Source organism: Paenibacillus chibensis, from assembly GCF_004001045.1.
Lineage (GTDB): Bacteria > Bacillota > Bacilli > Paenibacillales > Paenibacillaceae > Paenibacillus_AQ > Paenibacillus_AQ chibensis.
Window position 1 is genome coordinate 121,467 of the sequence record NZ_BIMK01000011.1, and the last position, 18,062, is coordinate 139,528.

The window sequence follows — 18,062 nt, forward strand, 5'->3', positions numbered from 1 at the left end:
TCGGGAATTTTTGAGTATAGTGGAAGGAATGAATATGTTCCAAAGATGAACCTTCTAAGGGAGGGATTTTCGTTGATTGGCTACCAACTGGTGCAAGACCAGCGCTTGAAACTGAATATCACTCCTGAAATGAAGCAGTCCATCCATATCTTATCGTTGCCCGGCTATGAGCTGATGCAGTATTTGCAGGAACAGGCGACAGAGAACCCGGTCCTTGAGCTTGAAAGCACCATGGAAGTTCATGCATCCCGGCGAAAGATCGCTTCGGGAACTAGCGCCGTCCACGATCCGTTCTGGAATGTGCAGCAGGCGGAGGAAACGATGGAGGCGAAGCTGAAAAGCCAGCTTCGTCTCCTGTCTCTCCCTGCAGAGGTGTATCATGCTGCAGCTTACATGGCCGGAAACCTGAATGATGACGGCTATCTGGAGATGACGTTAACGGACATTGAAGCCCGGTTGAATTCTTCCGAGGCGGTTATATTGAAAGCGCTTGATCAGCTGCAATCCCTGGAGCCGGCAGGCATAGGGGCCAGAAATTTGCGCGAATGCCTGCTGCTGCAAATCGTCAGAGATCCGGCATGCGACCCATTCGCCTACAGCATCGTCCATGAACTTTTGCAGGAAGCGGCCAGTGGAAATGTCGGACGTATCGTTTCCGCATTGAAGATAACAAGAGAACAGGTGATGACCTCCCTACGCTATATTCAAAGCCTGAATCCACGGCCCGGATCATCAATGATCGCGTTTGAACCGCAATATATCGTGCCGGATGCTATGATCGAAACGCACAGAGAAGGCTTTACTGTTTCACTGCATCCTTCAAGCCGACCCCGGATATCGATCAGCAGCGAATACAGGGAGTGGGCCGGGCTGTATCATTCCGACGTAGCATCTTCGTACATGAACGAATGCCTTAAGTCGGCGCAAGGGATCATCCGAAGCGTAGAGCTCCGTAAGCGAACCTTGCTCAGGGTCATCGGGGCAATCATGGAGGAGCAGCGGGATTTTCTGATGAAGGGCGTTCAGGGCTTGAAACCGATGACGTTAAGCACGATTTCTCGTCAGCTCGAAATGCATGAGTCAACCGTCAGTCGGGCGGTTCATCACAAGTTTCTGTCAACTCCGCACGGCGTCTTCCCGCTAAGATACTTTTTTGCGGCCGGGCTCCCGACCTCGGATGGAAATCCGGCATCCTCCCGGAAGGTGAAAGTAAGGATCAAAGAACTGATCGATTCGGAGGACAAAAGCTGCCCTTATTCGGATCAAAAAATCGTCCTTTTGCTGCTGGCGGAGGGCATACGGCTATCCCGGAGAACCGTGACCAAATACCGTGAAGAACTCAAGATGGGATCTTCCTCGACCCGAAAAAGGAAACTATAAAAATAAGGACTGCCTTCAGAGCGCATCGGTCTGAAAGCAGTCCTTTTTATTGATCTTGCCCAAGTCCTTCCCGGCAGTTCATTACCGGTAGAGAATTCGCTGCTCGGCGTCCATCTTTAGCATTAGGGTGAAGGACTCCATTCCCTTGATCAGCAGTTTCATGGACTCCAAGAGATTCAGCGCCATCAATGAAGGCATGCCATCCTGGTCAGCCATTCCGAATTCTGCGGCTAGGCGGATGCTATGGTTCAAACCAGCAGCCTGAAAAGCGATTTGTGCGAGCATCGCTGCCGATTCGGAAATCGCTCGGATGCTCAGAGCCTGATCCGTGGTGTCATCTTGCGATAACACTGCGGCAGCCAGACGAGCATCGCTGCCTATTTTTGAGATGACCAATGCGCAATTCAGCACCGCGGTAGAAAGATCAAGCGGAGCTTCATGGCTTCCATGCGAATCCATGACATTATTTTTTGTGAGAATATCGAGCTTGGTTTGCTTCGTTAAATAGGCGGCGGCTGTTTTAATGAACTCCGCTTCCCCGCTCGGTTCATTGGATATAAGCGCATCGCTCAGATCGACGGTTTGCAGCCGCGAGGAAGCCTTGACCATTTCCTTCATATCCCGCAGGAGGTTCCGGGCAGAGTTGCCGAATTGGCGGCCGAGCCACGGAATCGTTCCTGGGGTCGGAGCGGGACTTGAAGGTGAATGCAGCTTATCCATTGTTTTCTCGTAGTCCAGCAAGCAGGAGATCAGCCGATCCGTGGACCGGATCAGTTCTTGAGACAATGAATGGGCAGCGATCCGGAAAGACACCGACATCAGCCCATGGGCGTTTTGCGATAAATTGACATGCTTCTCCGGATGAATGATTTCGTAACTCCCTTTGCCCTCCAGCATGAATTCGAGCGCCCGGTTGGCGATGACCTCGTTCATATTGGTATTTAAGGCATCGTGGATGCCGGCTTGGATTCCATCCAAGATGAATTCCTGCAAATGTTTGCCAGTCCGGATCTCCTCCGCCGCTTTGATCACGCATCTTCCGATGGTAAGCGGCAGAGTACCTAGATCAACATGAGCCTGTGCAGCAGCCTGTTTTACATTTGCCAGCGCTGCAATCCATTCTTCATGAACCGGTATGCCTGCCACAGGTAGCTTCTCAGCGGCGAGCAGGGTTTGGATGCCGTAATAAGCATGGGAGGGGACTTTTCGTGCCCCTGGACGATCTTGTTCGATTCTGGTCATACGCTTTCCCTCCGAGCATCGTTTATTGATCATGTCAGCGGTTTCAAATTTTTCAGAACCATTGCGGGTGATACCACATAATCAAGCAATTTCCGTGCCAATTATGCATGGGGTATTGGCTTTGGTTAGACGGGAGGCACTTTTTATCTTCATCCGCTTTTTCAGTATAATGAAGCATAAAGCTTGGCCGGCGCGCTGAGCATGTCAGTACTTGGTAGGCGGAGGGATGTATGCATAGTAACCAGCTTTTTTTCCACATTCATTATTGCAATGGCAGAAAAATTAGGGAGCCCATGAGGCAGCCGCGGAAATTTTCCAGAACACTCACGCATCATGAGCTGATCTTAGTGACCGGAGGGGGCGGAAGTATTACGATCGGACCCAAAACGTATCCGGTTGTGGAGGGCAGGGTTCAGCATCCGGGCCGTATTCCACCACACAGGTGGTGGAGAATGCCGCCGAGCTCGTGAAGACATTCACGGAAAAGAACGCTTTTGTCGTATTCGTAAAGGTGTCGTCGGTTGACGGCAAAGACATGCTGAGACCCAAAACAGATATGAACATGGGGGCTATGCAGCTTCCGGAAGGTTGGGATAACCTGATTCCGGAATTTGCCGATTATCCGGAAGCGCATGTGATCACCAAACGGCAGTGGGGAGCATTTTTCGGGACGGATCTGGATCTGCAGCTGCGCCGGCGCGGTATTGACACGATCGTGCTGTGCGGTATTTCGACGTCGATCGGTGTGGATACGACCGCACGGGAAGCTTATCAGCACGGCTATCAACAGGTATTTGCCGAGGATGCCATGACCGCATCAGCGCGGGAAGAACATGAATATGTTTGCAAGCATATTTTCCCGAGGATCGGCCGGATTCGGACAAGCAAAGAAGTATCCGGAATGCTGGAATAGAAGAATCGTTAGGAAGGCCCTGGCCGCGGATTCGCCAGGGCTTTCCTTGGCGCGGACTCCTAGTCATAGAAAAACTCAAAGGAACGTTCTTCGTTAAATGAGGAACGTTCCTTTTTTCGACCGTCGACCGGATTTTACACGCGGATGAGCCGATACTGCTGAATGGAGCTGCACGGGTCGCAATTGCAACAAGATGCGAAAAACAAAAAGGAGACCTGGAACGAAATGTAAGGGACAAAGGACAAATCGGGAATAACTGGGGGAGATAGCAGAGTGGAGAAGAGATGATATCAAAAGTCGGGCGGGAGCGGGAAAATGGATTCCCAGGGCCGGGTTCGCAGCTGCCTGTAAAATATGTATGTCAATCTAAAAGCCCGGCCCGTGGGAAAATCGAAGCTTACTTGCCGTCGTAGCCAACGCCGTGGTTCAGCGGCTGAATGCCTGTGGATGCCGTCGGCACGGAAATAACGCCTGCACTAACGATTCCCAGCAACAACAATGTTGAGAGAAATACATTCTTCATTCTTCATCACTCCTAACAAATAGTCTTGTAATATTTTGTAGTATCTTTCGAGCTGCTCCGGCAAAGCGCGCGGTCTGCAGATTTCGAAAAGAGCAGCAGATTTTTTGAACTGCTTGTCATCACCAATTTTATCAGAAATAATTAATGACTGTATAGTGAAATTTAAAGCGGGTTCAAATAAGCTCCGTTTGTAGTAGTAAATCGACAGCAAATGAAGAATGGATAAATAGTAAGTGCAGTCTGTGGAGCTCAAATCATCATATTTCAGGTTCGTTACATAATCGGACAAAGGCTTGATAATCTCATCGACATCGATATTGTTCGTGTTGGCGCATTCCAAGATCGTGACTAGTCCGGGTAGCGTCTCGGAGGGGTACTTTTGAATGAACAGAGCATATTCCGCCAGGCGTTCCGTATTTCCGGATAAAATATCGACGGTAAACGTATTGGCTTTCGCGAAAAAGCTAAAATCCTCTACGATTTTTTGATCACTTTCGCTTCCGTCCGAAAAAAATTCCAGGTTTTTGTAATTATCGATGCAAATTTTGGCTTCTTCATATCGCTTTTTCTTCTGGTAGGCCACGCCTTTCATGAGATTTCCATAGCCAATATAGTAGACCAGAGGTTTCTCTGTCTTAGGAATCTGGGTAGTGGATTTTTCTTGATAAGGAGTATACACTCTGCTAAGCAATTCGTCTGCCAAAATGATCAGGTTGCCCCAATTTTCGAGGGAATACGCCATACGAAGCATAGATACCAAAGAATCCGCGCTGTTTTTAATTAATGCTAACTCCGTTTCCAACTTGGTCTCCTCCCTTTAAAGCATCATACATTGAGTCTATATGGTAATTAAGGGCAGGTCAATTATGAGAGAGGAACAATTTGGCTCGGGAAAGCCTTTTTTTCAGTGCTGTTCTGACAGGTGCTGGATGAAGAGTAAAAAGCAGTTTGATTATCGAAGTGAGGGCTGATGGCGGTTGGTTGTATCAAGCGTGTTAGCTGGTATTTTCGGCAATCCTAAAGTCTAGCGAAAAGCCTTCTTCATTCAGGAGAAATTGCATGAGATAGTTTTTTAAGATGCGCTGGTAGCTTTCCAGTTGGATCGGCGATGCCTGGCCTCTGCATTCTTCAAACAGGGCAACCGACTTCTTGAAATGCAGATGATCATTGATTTTGTCGGAAAACTCCATCTGCTGAATCACATTGTCGATCGCCTTGTCATACCTGCGATTTTTAAAATAATAGACGGACAATAAATACAACGGGTAGAAGTAGTATGGGTGCTTCTCGGGAGGGATGTCATCATGGATGGTGTGATAGAGCGTCTCCAGCAAAGGGGCAATGACCTCATCGACTTGAAAATCATGCGTATTTGCGCCTTCCAGAATGGAGATGAGACCAGGCAAAGCTTCCGCGGGATGCTGCTTGAGGAACGAAGCATAGTCATACAGTTGGCGGTGGTCCCCGGATAAAATATGTAAGGAATAGCTATTGGCTTTGGCGTAAAAAGCGAATTTATCTACGATGAGGCTTTCCTTTTCGCTGCCATCTGCAAATAAACTGAGATCCCGATATTTTTCAATATAGGTGAGAGCTTCTGCGAATTGTTTTTTCTTTTTTAGCGCAATGCCTTTCATCAGGGAACTCAGCCCCAAATAATAGATGGGGGGTTTTTGTTGCTTCCAGTGCTTCGGTTGGGAACCATTGAACGAATTCATCGCTATGTCATATAAAGAATCGGCCAAGCTGATCAGATGGTCCCAGTTTCCAAACGAATGAGCCATGCGGAGCATCGTCTCCAGCGTATCTGGATTCGTCTGTTGCGCCGCATCGTTGCCTTCCATATGTCATAACCTCCTTAATATTCCATAGGGTGAGTATATATTCAGTTCTCATGAGGGTCAACGAATTCCAATAAAAGTTACTATAGGGTAATTCAACGATGGGAATCCAACCGATTAGGGTGCTTGTTTTCTCATACCATATATTCTGCGTAGATACCATCATTCAGGAGGAAAACGGCGGGAAGAGACGGCAAGGAGCATCCTTCGCCGAACAGAACGCCAGTCAACGATTCGGCAAGCTTCGCTAAAGGCACGAATTATTATACATAAAAGATGTTCCGGTCTAAAATGCCAGGGGAATGTCCTTAAACAAATTCAGCACTTCCTGCGGGATCCATGACATCACCTCCTGCAGAGGAAGATTATACCATTATTGATTGCGAAACGGGAAGGAATATAACCTGAAATCAGGAAAATAGGAAACTATTATAGAAAGTGTTACTAATTACCTATCGTTAGTGTATAATCGGATAGGAATATCATACCATTTTTAAAAAGACATCTTAGGAGGTAGAAATGAAAACGAAAGGGATGATCGGGGTACTGCTTCTAACCGTGTGCTTCTGCTTTGCAGTGGTTGCAGCAGCGGTGATGTATACCTTAAGGAACAGCGACACCAATTCAGCAGCTCCACATGATCTGAAAAATTCGCAAACGGCGAGTGCCGAAACGACGGCGAAGGAAGCCGTGGAAACTAAAGAATCCGTGAAAACCCAAGAAACAGCGGCCAAAGAAACTTCAATGAAAGAAACATCAACGAAAGAGACTTCAGTGAAGGAGACTTCAGTGAAGGAAACTTTAAAAGTTAAAGAAACCTCACCGTCTACAGAAGCTCCGCAAACAGAAGAAACTACGATTTCATCAAATTCTTCATCTTATATGTATTATGTCACCGACGATAAAATCCGGGCAGCGATTGATGAAGGCAAAAATATGCAGCAGGGTCATTTTTTCGAGCTGCCACAGACGTATTCAAATTTAGGCAGCATCGGTGAATATATGAATGCTTTCATCGATACGCCATATAGCATCATATCAACGGTTGCGCAAAACAGGTACATATCCGAGGATCGAGTGATAGGCGTTGACGAGGCGGCTGCATTCATCGATTATAACAAATTAACGTTCTCATTCTATATTAGCGATGGCTGGGCCAGGCTCTTAGGTGTTCAACTGAGTCAAAACGGCAAAGAGATCGGTTCTGTCAAAACGTACAATAGTACGGACGGCGGTCTCAAAGTATCCTATTTTTCAGTCAAAGATATCGATTTTAGTCAACCGGCTACCATTAAGGTATTTGATAAAAGCAAGCCGAGTGAGTATGCCGAATATGCCGTGCAATTTTCTAAATACAAGAAATGAGGAGGAATTTTCGAACCCGACAGGAATCATCGTGTTTTTCTTTATTGTTTATTTCTTGAATGCGCTGAGCTTTTTTCTCGGAATTAGCGCCAGGCGTTCAACTTCCGGAAGAGGGCTTGCCATCGCAGCGATAACGATCAGCGCCATTCCGTTTGCCATATTGACAATTTTCCTCGTTCTGACGGTCGTTACGATGTTTTCCGTGAATTTTATAAAATCGTCGTAATAAAAGGAAAGGGGATCATACTATACTATCTGAAGAATAGCATGATCCCGTTTGTATTTGGCCAGGCCATAGTGGCCTTAATGAGAGAGAAAAAATCAAAAAACTGCAGCATTGCTTCTGCAGTCTCTGCATTGTTTCGTATGAAATCACGGTTCACATTTTAGAAATGAGCTCTAAGAAAAGATTCCTGTGATAAACAGGATGACGCCGAACACGACTCCGATCACGCCGCCTAATTTGGTGAGGGCTACATAGGAATCACTTGGTTCGGAATCGCCATCGACCTTCCAGCCCTCTTTTAGATACCAAGCGAAATTCGGGTTGACGATATTTAAGATGCCGATTACCGTAAATATCAATCCTGCGAAAATGAGCATTTTCTCAACTCCTTAACGGATGATTATCTATGTAAATGTATACGCATCCTCAGGGAATTTGTTCCAGGTTAATATCTGGTTTCATCCAGCAGATATCTGATATGGTTATGCGATCAGAAAAATCCCATCCAACAGACGTTGAATGGGATTTTATTAATAAAGAGCAAACCATTGAAGAGGGGGAGACCAATTCACTTCGGTTCACTCCGCGTATTGCCACCCCTCTTTGCTGCCTTACTTACCGGTGATTTGATTAGAAGAAAAAGGCTTTAGAAATAATAACTAACAGAATGAACAGCACCAGGATTGCGCCAATGCCTCCGCCACCAAAACCATATCCGTATCCTGCGCCAACTCCACCTACAACTTCACTCATCTCATCCATACCTCCTTGTTTTCGTCTACGTAGTATCTTATGTATGATCCCGGATTGGGGAAGGGCTATACGGCAAACATTGCGCATATCTGCTCAGCATTACATAAGAGACCCTTATGCCAAAGGATTCCAGTGAGTATCATAATGAGTTGAAAAACAGATGGAGAAGTAAGAGCTTTGATCCGGCGTTAATATTCTGCTGTGTATTATTGTACTAAGGTTTTTCTATCACCCAATCACTCTAGAAATGAAGGGACAGTATATTCATAGATATTTGAATAGCTAGTTGTCATATCATTTGATACTTTCATTCTAAAATAATAATGTTGGCCTTGTATTAGATCTTGTACATCGATAAAAGTAACATTATCAATTGGTAGTATTCCGCTCGTTGAGGCCTCTACCCAATCCATTCCATTCAATGACTGCTGTATCACTTCTGATGTAGCTCCCTGAACTGAAGTATATTGTAACAGTATTGAATCCGTCAGATAACCATAGAGCGTTAGGTCTTTTATATCTAACGTGGCATTCTCTCCTCCGGTGCCGTTAGGTTGATGGATTGCCACAGAGATCGTTGTTTCATTTGTACCCCCATGCCCATCACTGACCATAACTTTAAATTGTGCATTTCCAGCAGCCACCGGATGAATTGTAGGTTGTTCAGTTGCTTCTCCAGGAGTTACATCTGCTACTTCTGGATCTAATGCTTCAATTGAATAGGTTAATGTATCGTTCTCATCTTCATCCGTAAATAGTCCTGTTAAGTCCAATGGTTTGTCAGTACCTACCAAAAAGCTGGGGGCAGCCCATGTATGATTAATCACAGGAATATGATTGATATCTTTCACTGTAATGTGATTATGCACCGAGTAACCTACACTTTTTTTATCCTGATCAACATAGATAAATAGAACCTGATAATCTCCTGCCTTGCCAATTTTCAGGTTCAGAGGAGTGGATGTAGGAATATTGAAGAAGTACTTCGAACCATATCCCGCCGTTTTTTTCATTATCGAATAAATATTAGAATTGGTGAAAGGATCATCCATCGGTGTAGCAAACGAAATAACTTTACTTGCACTCGCTACATTAAACTCCATAGGATCGATTAGTAAATGATATTTAAGAATAGCTCCGCCAACAGTTATTCCTGTTGTTACTTCTTTGTCAAGAGTAGCATTTACATCAGTAACCATCTCCGCGATTTTATCAGCAGAATTGAATTCCAAATCCTCCGCACGGCTTATTGCATCTCTGTAGACTTCTAAATTCCCCTCCAAGATAGAGACTGATTTCCCTAATAATGCGTTGTTAATATCATTTAAAGTTATTTCACTTGCATCTCCGTTTTTGCTTATACCGTCAATTTTATCTATTGCTGCTTGTTGCGGAGATTGAGTTACATTTAAAACAAACGTTGTAGCTGCTACCCCGCCTCTTCGATCGTCAGCAGTTAATGTAATTGTGCATGAGCCCACACGTATTCCCGACACATACACATCATTTCCGTCGAATGAAACAGTAGCAACATTCGGATTTGAAGAGCTTGCAGAATATGTTAACATGTCTCCATCTCTATCCGTAAAAACACTGGCTACATTAAGTACATTCACGTGTTGATCTATATTAATTGATTTTGCATCAATTAAACTAGCAACGGGAGCATGGTTATTTACCGGAAGAGGAACTGGATTTGGTGATGGTCCAGGGTTTGGCACAGGATTTAGTGTTGGTACTGGGCTTGGTGTAGGCGTCGGGTTAGGAGTTGGTTCAGGACTTGGCTCTGGCTTTGCTAATTCAGTTTGATGCACTAAGAATTTGTATGCAACCGATGCTACATCCTGACGATTAGCTACTCCTAGAGGATTAAAAGCATTACCGCCTGTTCCTTGAATTAGCCTAGCCGCAACAGCATAGCCTACTGCATCCTTTGCATATTCGGAAATCGCATCTTTATCAGAAAAAGTAAGCTTGGCTGCATAGCCTGTTGTATCTACCCCCAGTGATCTAACAAAAATGACAGCCATATCCTGACGTGATAATGTCGTCCCCTTGCCAAAGAGGCCACCCCCACGCCCATTGATAAGACCGGCATGTGCAGCTGCTTCCACATATTTATATGCATAGTGATCCGCTGGAACATCTGAAAAAGTTGGAATAGATGGAGGTTTACTCACGTCTAAGTTTAATGCCTTCGCAAGAATAACGGCAAAATCCTGACGTAGAATTACACCTTTTGGATCAAACAGACCCGTTGATACACCATTAATGATTCCTTTTTCCGCCAACTGAAGTATAGCATCCTTGGCATAAGAATTTGAGATGTCATTGAACGTGCTGGCAGCGAATGCTTGCGGTACCATCGCGCCGAAGAGGAGAGCAGTTGAAATGATGGTGATCGATTTCTTTTGGAATTTCTGTTTCTTACCCATGTATTTTTTCCCCCTATAAAAATTGACAACACATTGATCGACAAAATGTGTCAATTTATTGTATGGTATTTTTCTGAACCGATTCTGAACAATATCTTTAAGTGGAGATAAAACTCGGCAGCGGATCTCGATACAGATTTTTGAAATAACGAAGATGCTAATGAAATCCCCTTGAATGAATACTGTGAACGTCTCCAGCAGCGGATGGATATCCTAATCATGAGGTGATCGATCATGCTTAAAGATCAGGAAGACAATATCATTCCATTTCAACGTGAGAAAACCATGAAAGAAATCATCGCGGAAAATCGGGAGAAACGAATGGCTGATGAACAGAGGATGTATGACGAGATCGAAGAATTGTTATTGGTTTCAAAAACATTTGTTCCTGTGTGGAACCCTCAAAAAGGTAATTTATGATATAATTGAAGCTATTATGGTCGCTGCACCAGGAGGGGATCTACTATGGCAAAAGCGAAAGTTGCAAAGAGACCAACAAGAGATGAATTTGTATTAGAAGAGCTCGGCAATCAGCTCACAGAGGCATATCAAGAAGAATCAGTGATTGTGCTTACGGTGTGAGGCTGGGAAGAGACTGTAAGAGGACAAATAGACCAAATGGATTCTCGGACAGGGAAGGTTCATATGAAGAAAAATGGCGTTATAACAAAGGTGCCGTTTATGGACATTATGGAAGTTAACTATCCGCGAGACTAAAATTCCATGAGGTCAGTGATTGATGAAATACAAGTCTTATAAAAATAAATAAACCATCCGTTGAAGCTCGAAATAAACTAAAATAAGCTATAACGAATTGAAGAAAATGGGTAAAATATAGAGGAGTCGCTGAAGACTCCTTTTTGTTTACCCCAAAATTAAAGTGAAGAGAGATGATCCCATGCGCGATGAAACCGTTAAACACCAATACACGAATCAATTAATACATGAGAAATCCCCCTATCTGCTTCAACATGCCCATAATCCCGTCAACTGGATGGCTTGGGGCGAGGAGGCGTTCAGCAAAGCGAAGCGGGAAGGCAAGCCTGTATTTTTGTCTGTAGGCTATTCCTAGTTGGGCTTAACAATCTACTTGCCATTGGTGTCATGTCATGGAGCGCGAATCCTTCGAAGACAAAGAGGTGGCGGCGCTTTTGAACGAACATTATGTTGCGATCAAGGTGGACCGGGAGGAACGTCCGGACATCGATAATCTGTACATGTCGGTATGCCAGGCGCTGACAGGCTCGGGCGGATGGCCGCTCACGGTTCTGCTGACGCCGGACAAAAAGCCTTTTTTCGCGGGTACGTATTTTCCCAAACGACAAATGTACGGCAGAATGGGGCTGATGGAGGTGCTCGGACAGCTTCTGCAAAAATGGGCGGACAATCCTGAACAAATCCTAGAAGTCAGCGACGATATTATGCAGCAAATTAACGGTCATTTGTCGAAACCGCAGCATGGCGTTCTGGATGAAGATGTGTTCGACAAGGCTTTCGAGCATTACATGCGGACGTTTGATCCGGTGTATGGAGGTTTCGGGTCCGAACCGAAGTTTCCGACACCGCATCATTTGCTTTTCCTGATGGCTTACTCACAAATGTACGACCGGAGAGAAGCACTGCAGATGGCCGAAAAGACCTTGGAAGGCATGTACCGCGGCGGCATGTATGATCATGTCGGATTTGGCTTTGCCCGGTACTCGACGGATGAGAAATGGCTGGTTCCCCATTTTGAGAAGATGCTGTATGATAACGCGCTGCTCGTCATGGCATACCTCGAAGGCTACCAGCTAACCGACAATCGCCTGTGGGCCGAGGTGGCGGAGCATGTGCTGACGTATATTCAGCGGGACATGACATCACCGGAAGGGGCTTTCTACTCTGCGGAGGATGCCGACTCAGAAGGGGTTGAAGGTAAGTTCTATCTGTTCACCCGCGAGGACGTGGAGGCAGCGCTTGATCTAGAGGACATGCATACGTACTGTCATATTTATGACATTACGCCGGAAGGGAATTTCGAAGGGAGCAGCATTCCGAATCTGATTCAGGCCATGTCTCGGACTTATGCGGAGGAACGAAACCTGAATCTGCTGGGATTGACGACACAGCTGGAAGAGTCCAGGGAGAAACTGTTTGCGTACCGCGAGCAGCGTGTACATCCTTTCAAGGATGACAAGGTACTGACATCTTGGAACGGGCTTATGATCGCGGCTTTTGCGAAAGCGGCGAAAGTCATGCAAAATCCGGCTTACTCGAAAGCCGCGGGTACAGCAGCCGACCTCATCTGGTCCAGAATGAGGCAGCCGGATGGCCGATTGCTGGCCAGATACCGTGATGGAGATGCTGCTTTTACCGGGTACCTGGATGACTATGCCTTTCTGATGTGGGGGCTTATTGAGCTGTATGAGGCGACAGGTCAGGTTGAATATTTGAAGAGAGCCCTCACGCTGAAAGATATCATGATCGAGGATTTTTGGGATGAAGCGGACGGAGGCTTTTATTTCAGCAGCAAGCAGGGAGAAGCGTTATTGAGCCGCTCCAAAGAAATTTACGACGGAGCCCTGCCGTCGGGCAATTCTGTGGCTGCCCTGCAGCTCGGGAAGCTGGCTGCGATGACGCAGGATTCTGCACTGAAGGCCATCGTGGATAAGCAGCTGCAGGTCTTTGCAGGCACAGCGGAGCAATACCCGATGGGATATGCCATGTATTTGCTGGCAGCGATGCAGCCGTTCCAGGGCGGGAGGGAGATCGTGCTCAGCGGCAGCCGGGACGACATTGTCATGCAGGAAATGATCTCCGCCGTGCAGCAAGCGTATTTGCCGGGGGCATCCGTCCTGATTCATTGGGAAGGAGAGGCAGGAGAGGGGCTGCGTGAGCTTCTTCCCCATATCCGGGAGATGAAGCCGGTATCCGGCCAAGCCGCGGTTTATATCTGCGAGCATTTCAGCTGCAAGGAACCGGTGACAACGCTGGAGGCGCTGCGTGAGGCTTTGGAGGAGTCGGTATAGCTTTCTATGCAGCGCTGTTTACGGCATGGCTGGAGCACGTAGTCAGAAACAAAAGAAGCTTGGACGATATTTCGTCCAAGCTTCATTTGCTTCTATATTAATAAGACGTTTGCTGCAGATCCACGTCAACCTGTGCCGTGATTTCTTCATCCAGATCCAGTGTAATCTGTTCACGGTAGGCGCGAATGTTATATTCGCTCTGGAGATAGCGCATAATGGCTTCGATCATGTTGGCTTCGACAAGATACTGGCTGCGGCCTTCGGTCCAAACTTCGGCGGAATAGCCCGTGTCTTCATCCCACAACAGCTCGACTTCGACGTCCTGGGGACGGATCCGTTTGCGCTCAGCCATATGCAGGCAAATGGCGTTAATGATTTCATCCATCGTGAGTATGACCATCGCTTAGTACCGTCCGTTACGCGTGTCCGGTTTCCGTCGGTTCTTGAAAGCCCTGACGGCCGCAATGACAAGGGATACGACAACATAGATGGCAAGCAGGTTGATGATTAATCCGAATACGTTCCCGAGGAAGCCCATGTTACCGAACATTCCGCCGAACAGCATGCCGGCAAGACCGCCGATCATCAAGCCTTTCATGAATCCGCCGCCGCTGAAAAATCCGCGCTTGGCCGTTGTGCCTGCAGTGGAGTTGTTGCTTGTGTTGGTCGACTTTTTAACGTTATCCGTCGTCGTCGATTTTTTCGGCGTGTTGGTGAAGGAGCTTTTGCCGGATTTGAAGCCACCACCGCCGGCGCGTCTCGCATCCGCTTGATCCGCCGGAACCGAAATTGCGAAGAAGAACGTAAATGCCATGATTACCATGATCCATTTCTTCAACGATTTGTTCATCATGTAGTGAAATACCTCCTGAGTATTATGCTGGCTTTTGAAGTGCCTACTATTCTTTACGGACTAAGTATCTTAAAGTTTCATTTTTTGATAAAAAAATATAAAACAGTTTAAATTTCTGCGGGCAGGAATAAAAAGCATTTCTTTCTTGGATCTACGAACTGTGGATGAGGCGGTTTACTGCACAGGAAGAACGGGGATATCGTTAGCCTTCTGCTCCCGCAGCATTCCCAGCACCCAGTTGCACCAATCCTGACCGGCCGTTGCATTAAATATTCCCTTTTGGATGAGAATATAATCATAGAATTCGCGATTGCCGAATGATCGTTTATCCTCAGGAATGTTTTGCAGCATTTTGTGGAAGGTTTCGAGCCTGCGCGTAAAATAAGCTTTTCTCGTCTCCACGATTTCGATCGCGTTGTCTCGGTCGGTCATCCACATGCAGAACGTTTTCATAGAGAGCTCGTCCCTCGTAATCGGGTCTGGAAGGGGCATATACATCCATTCCTTCAGTTTTCGGATGCCTCTCTCGGTAATCGAGTAAATTTTCTTGTCGGGCTTTTCGGATTGCTTGACCCAATGAGAGGTTAAAAGTTCATTTTCCTCCATTTGTGCGAGAAGAGGATAAATTTGGCTATGCTTGGCCTGCCAGAACGGCTGGATTTTGAGCATTACGTCATAGCCGGAACCAGGTTCCCTTGCCAAAAAAGCCAATAATCCATAGGATAACGTATTCATTCGCAATGTCTCCCATACGTGTTATGTTCTTTCAACAAAAAGTGTACACTTAAACTGTATGGTTTTGCAACCAAAGCACATAAAAAAACACGGGTACCCGTACCCGTGTTTTTTTGATCATTTGTAAAGTGATTTTTTTGTGAATTATTTTTCGTAACCGTCTACGACCAGATCCAGCGAGCCGGTGTTCGGATCGATAATCATGCCATGAACCGGTACATCTCCAGGCAGGAGAGGGTGCTTTTTGATTAGATTGACGGTTCCCTTGACGCCTTCTTTGATGTTTTCGAAGCCCTGCAGCCAAGAATCCAGCTTAATGCCGGAATTTTCAAGGGTGGACAGCACTTCCTCGGAAACGCCGCGGCTGCGGATCTCCTGAATCATATGGTCGGCATTTAGGGCTGCCATGCCGCAGTCGGTATGTCCGACAACGATGACTTCGTCAGCGCTCAGCTCGTACAGGGCAACCAGAATGCTGCGCATCACGCTGCCGAAGGGATGGGAGACGATCGCGCCGGCAATTTTAATGATTTTAACATCGCCGTTCTTCAGATTCATGGCTTTTGGAAGCAGCTCCACCAGACGGGTATCCATGCAGGTGATGATGACCAGCTTTTTATCGGGGAACTTGCCTGTCAAGTATTGTTCATACTGCTTCTCTTCCACAAATTGACGGTTAAACTCCAAAATTTCTGAAACGTGGCTCATAGTACACACACAACCTTTCAAGGATTTATGATTCGTCTTCGCGCTTGTCCAGCAGTCTTACATTCTGTCCATAGAGCTGGCTGTCACCTGATAACCGGAAGGAAGGGTAGCCCGCCTCGGAATCCAGATACAGGTTTTCTTCAAAGTATACGGCATGAATCCGGTTGATTACGAACGGCACTGTGTTGCTATGTATCGTCATGTCGTTAACGTCCGGAGCGGAAAGTATCCACAATGCCGGTATACCATTCACTCCGCAGCCGCAGCCCTCGGAATCAAAGACTAGCCTGACCGGCGAAGACTTGTTGCCGATTTGTTGCCGTAGAAACGCTTCTGCTCGTTCGGTGATTTGAATATTCACGGTCATGGCCTCCTTTTATCCTTATTGAGGTTTGAAGACGAACGATTCGTATTAAATATTGATTATACTTTCTGCAAAAAGTATCATCAAGAGGTAGGACGAAAATACGTAGCGAGGTGAGTCTTGGAATGAATAACGAAATCAAAGCAAAATTGGAAACATTTATGGAGCTGGTTCACAAAATACAAGCATATACGGAAGCGATTTCCCTGATGCACTGGGATCTGCGCACCGGGGCGCCTCGTAAAGGTGCCGAGCTCCGGTCTGGCGTGATCGGAACCCTGGCAGGCGAGCAGTTCAAGCTGCAGGTCTCGGACGAAATGGGTGAGTACATATCCTATTTTACTAGCCCGGAAGTCGACAGCGAACTGGATGAAACGACCCGTCGCGTCGTGAAGGAACTCAAAAAGGAATATGACGAGAACCGCAGCATCCCGGCGAAGAAAATCGAGGAGTTCTCTGTACTGACAGCACATACGGAGACCCTTTGGGAAGACGCGAAGGCAAACAATGATTTCGCTTCCTTTGAACCGAATTTGACCAAAATCGTAGATATGCTGAAAGAACTGATTCAGTATTGGGGCGTCAAAGGCACGACATACGATACATTGCTCGACAAGTTTGAGCCGGATCTCACCGTGGACAAGCTGGACGAAGTATTCGGACGTTTGCGCAATCGACTGGTGCCGCTGGTGGCTGCAATTCAAGAGTCCCCGAACAAGCCGGACACGACGTTCCTGGATCAGATTTTCGAACAAGAGCAGCAGGAGAAAATGGGCCTCTTTATTCTTGGGCAAATGGGCTATGATTTTGAAGCGGGCCGTCTGGACGAGAGCGTTCATCCGTTTGCGACAGGCTTGAATTCAGGCGATGTCCGGATCACGACGCATTATATCCAGGATGACGTGACCAGCGCGCTGTTCAGCTCGCTTCATGAAGGCGGGCATGCCCTCTACGAGCAGAACATCAGCAAGGATCTGGCCGGAACGCCGCTGGCGACAGGTACATCCATGGGCATCCATGAATCCCAGTCCCGCTTGTGGGAAAATATTATCGGCCGCAGCCGTGCCTTCTGGGAGCGCTACTATCCCGATCTGCAAAAGCATTTCCCGCAGCAGCTCCAAAATGTTGCGCTTGAAGATTTCTACCGTGCCGTGAACCGCGTAGAAAACTCCCTGATCCGAATCGAATCGGATGAGCTCACGTACAACCTTCATATCATTATCCGTTATGAAATCGAGAAAATGATTTTTAATGAAGGACTTGAAGTGAAGGATCTGCCTAGAGTATGGAATGAGAAGTACCAGCAGTATCTGGGCATCACGCCTCCTAACGACAGTCTGGGCGTACTGCAGGACGTTCACTGGTCCGGAGGCAGCTTTGGTTATTTTGCTTCCTACTCCCTCGGAAATATGTACGCGGCTCAAATCATGAATACGATGAGAAAAGAGCTGCCTGAGCTGGATCAGTATATCCGCGAAGGCAACCTGATTCCGATCAAGGAATGGCTGACCGAGAAAATCTATCGCTTCGGCAAGAGCCTGACGCCGGCAGAGATCATTATGCAGGTGACCGGCGAGGAGCTGAATCCGGATTATTTGGCAGACTACCTGGAAGAGAAATACAAGGATATTTATAAGCTGTAGGCTTTTTAAAGATTATAGAATTTATAAATTTCAGCGAAGCTGAACCATTCTATCATCGCAAGAAAAACTTCAG

17 protein-coding genes and 2 pseudogenes are annotated in these 18,062 nt (G+C 46.6%); 8 read left to right on the forward strand and 11 right to left on the reverse strand.

What is annotated here, in order from left to right:
* Positions 1-72: 72 nt before the first annotated feature.
* Positions 73-1,380, forward strand: a complete 1,308-nt coding sequence (gene rpoN, locus PCH05_RS11390; RefSeq protein WP_246049486.1) for an RNA polymerase factor sigma-54 — start codon at positions 73-75, stop codon at positions 1,378-1,380.
* Between the two features lie 81 nt (positions 1,381-1,461).
* On the opposite strand, the gene PCH05_RS11395 is transcribed toward rpoN, so the two are convergent.
* Entirely contained in the window at positions 1,462-2,622 is a 1,161-nt protein-coding gene (locus tag PCH05_RS11395; RefSeq protein WP_164766626.1) for a lyase family protein, read from the reverse strand.
* Positions 2,623-3,061: 439 nt separating this feature from the next.
* On the opposite strand from PCH05_RS11395, the pseudogene PCH05_RS11400 reads away from it, so the two are divergent.
* A pseudogene (locus PCH05_RS11400) lies at positions 3,062-3,535 on the forward strand (isochorismatase family protein); the annotation flags it as partial.
* Between the two features lie 476 nt (positions 3,536-4,011).
* On the opposite strand, the gene PCH05_RS11405 reads toward PCH05_RS11400, so the two are convergent.
* Both PCH05_RS11405 and PCH05_RS11410 read right to left on the reverse strand, forming a co-directional pair.
* Positions 4,012-4,860 (reverse strand): hypothetical protein, encoded by an 849-nt coding sequence (locus PCH05_RS11405; RefSeq protein ID WP_127602510.1) that lies wholly within the window; start codon positions 4,858-4,860, stop codon positions 4,012-4,014.
* A 193-nt stretch (positions 4,861-5,053) separates the two neighbouring features.
* Positions 5,054-5,902 (reverse strand): hypothetical protein, encoded by an 849-nt coding sequence (locus tag PCH05_RS11410; protein ID WP_127602511.1) that lies wholly within the window; start codon positions 5,900-5,902, stop codon positions 5,054-5,056.
* 516 nt (positions 5,903-6,418) lie between these two features.
* Here PCH05_RS11410 and PCH05_RS11415 point away from each other — a divergent pair.
* The gene (locus tag PCH05_RS11415; RefSeq protein ID WP_127602512.1) at positions 6,419-7,264 is read left to right on the forward strand and encodes a hypothetical protein; all 846 of its coding nucleotides are present in this window, start codon (positions 6,419-6,421) and stop codon (positions 7,262-7,264) included.
* Positions 7,265-7,663: 399 nt separating this feature from the next.
* Here PCH05_RS11415 and PCH05_RS11420 read toward each other — a convergent pair whose 3' ends face one another.
* The 3 genes from PCH05_RS11420 to PCH05_RS11430 all read right to left on the reverse strand — a co-directional run bounded on the left by PCH05_RS11420 (position 7,664) and on the right by PCH05_RS11430 (position 10,678).
* A complete protein-coding gene (locus PCH05_RS11420) occupies positions 7,664-7,867 on the reverse strand; it encodes a DUF6199 family natural product biosynthesis protein (RefSeq protein WP_127602513.1) in 204 nt (67 codons plus the stop codon).
* A 253-nt stretch (positions 7,868-8,120) separates the two neighbouring features.
* Positions 8,121-8,243 (reverse strand): dihydroorotate dehydrogenase, encoded by a 123-nt coding sequence (locus tag PCH05_RS11425; protein WP_127602514.1) that lies wholly within the window; start codon positions 8,241-8,243, stop codon positions 8,121-8,123.
* Between the two features lie 236 nt (positions 8,244-8,479).
* Positions 8,480-10,678: an S-layer homology domain-containing protein gene (locus PCH05_RS11430; RefSeq protein WP_127602515.1), complete on the reverse strand. Its 2,199-nt coding sequence runs from the start codon at positions 10,676-10,678 to the stop codon at positions 8,480-8,482.
* A 234-nt stretch (positions 10,679-10,912) separates the two neighbouring features.
* Here PCH05_RS11430 and PCH05_RS11435 point away from each other — a divergent pair, with 234 nt between their 5' ends.
* The 4 genes and pseudogenes from PCH05_RS11435 (at position 10,913) to PCH05_RS11445 (ending at position 13,686) form a co-directional block, all read left to right on the forward strand.
* The gene (locus tag PCH05_RS11435) at positions 10,913-11,098 is read left to right on the forward strand and encodes a hypothetical protein (protein ID WP_127602516.1); all 186 of its coding nucleotides are present in this window, start codon (positions 10,913-10,915) and stop codon (positions 11,096-11,098) included.
* Between the two features lie 45 nt (positions 11,099-11,143).
* Positions 11,144-11,395: pseudogene (locus tag PCH05_RS11440) on the forward strand (YolD-like family protein).
* Positions 11,396-11,576: 181 nt separating this feature from the next.
* Positions 11,577-11,750, forward strand: coding sequence for a DUF255 domain-containing protein (locus PCH05_RS27900; protein WP_174806253.1), 174 nt, complete (start codon positions 11,577-11,579; stop codon positions 11,748-11,750).
* A gap of 37 nt (positions 11,751-11,787) precedes the next feature.
* The gene (locus PCH05_RS11445) at positions 11,788-13,686 is read left to right on the forward strand and encodes a thioredoxin domain-containing protein (protein WP_174806254.1); all 1,899 of its coding nucleotides are present in this window, start codon (positions 11,788-11,790) and stop codon (positions 13,684-13,686) included.
* Between the two features lie 97 nt (positions 13,687-13,783).
* On the opposite strand, the gene PCH05_RS11450 is transcribed toward PCH05_RS11445, so the two are convergent.
* The 5 genes from PCH05_RS11450 to PCH05_RS11470 all read right to left on the reverse strand — a co-directional run bounded on the left by PCH05_RS11450 (position 13,784) and on the right by PCH05_RS11470 (position 16,343).
* A complete protein-coding gene (locus tag PCH05_RS11450) occupies positions 13,784-14,086 on the reverse strand; it encodes a YxcD family protein (RefSeq protein WP_127602517.1) in 303 nt (100 codons plus the stop codon).
* A 3-nt stretch (positions 14,087-14,089) separates the two neighbouring features.
* The gene (locus tag PCH05_RS11455; RefSeq protein WP_127602532.1) at positions 14,090-14,536 is read right to left on the reverse strand and encodes a hypothetical protein; all 447 of its coding nucleotides are present in this window, start codon (positions 14,534-14,536) and stop codon (positions 14,090-14,092) included.
* Positions 14,537-14,713: 177 nt separating this feature from the next.
* Positions 14,714-15,274, reverse strand: a complete 561-nt coding sequence (locus tag PCH05_RS11460) for a PadR family transcriptional regulator (RefSeq protein ID WP_127602518.1) — start codon at positions 15,272-15,274, stop codon at positions 14,714-14,716.
* Positions 15,275-15,418: 144 nt separating this feature from the next.
* Positions 15,419-15,982 carry a beta-class carbonic anhydrase gene (locus PCH05_RS11465; RefSeq protein ID WP_127602519.1) on the reverse strand — a complete coding sequence of 188 codons (564 nt, stop codon included), beginning with the start codon at positions 15,980-15,982 and terminating at the stop codon, positions 15,419-15,421.
* Positions 15,983-16,007: 25 nt separating this feature from the next.
* The gene (locus PCH05_RS11470) at positions 16,008-16,343 is read right to left on the reverse strand and encodes an iron-sulfur cluster biosynthesis family protein (RefSeq protein WP_164766627.1); all 336 of its coding nucleotides are present in this window, start codon (positions 16,341-16,343) and stop codon (positions 16,008-16,010) included.
* Between the two features lie 128 nt (positions 16,344-16,471).
* Here PCH05_RS11470 and PCH05_RS11475 point away from each other — a divergent pair, with 128 nt between their 5' ends.
* On the forward strand, positions 16,472-17,989 hold the full coding sequence (locus tag PCH05_RS11475; RefSeq protein ID WP_127602521.1) for a carboxypeptidase M32: 1,518 nt from the start codon (positions 16,472-16,474) through the stop codon (positions 17,987-17,989).
* Positions 17,990-18,062 lie beyond the last annotated feature (73 nt).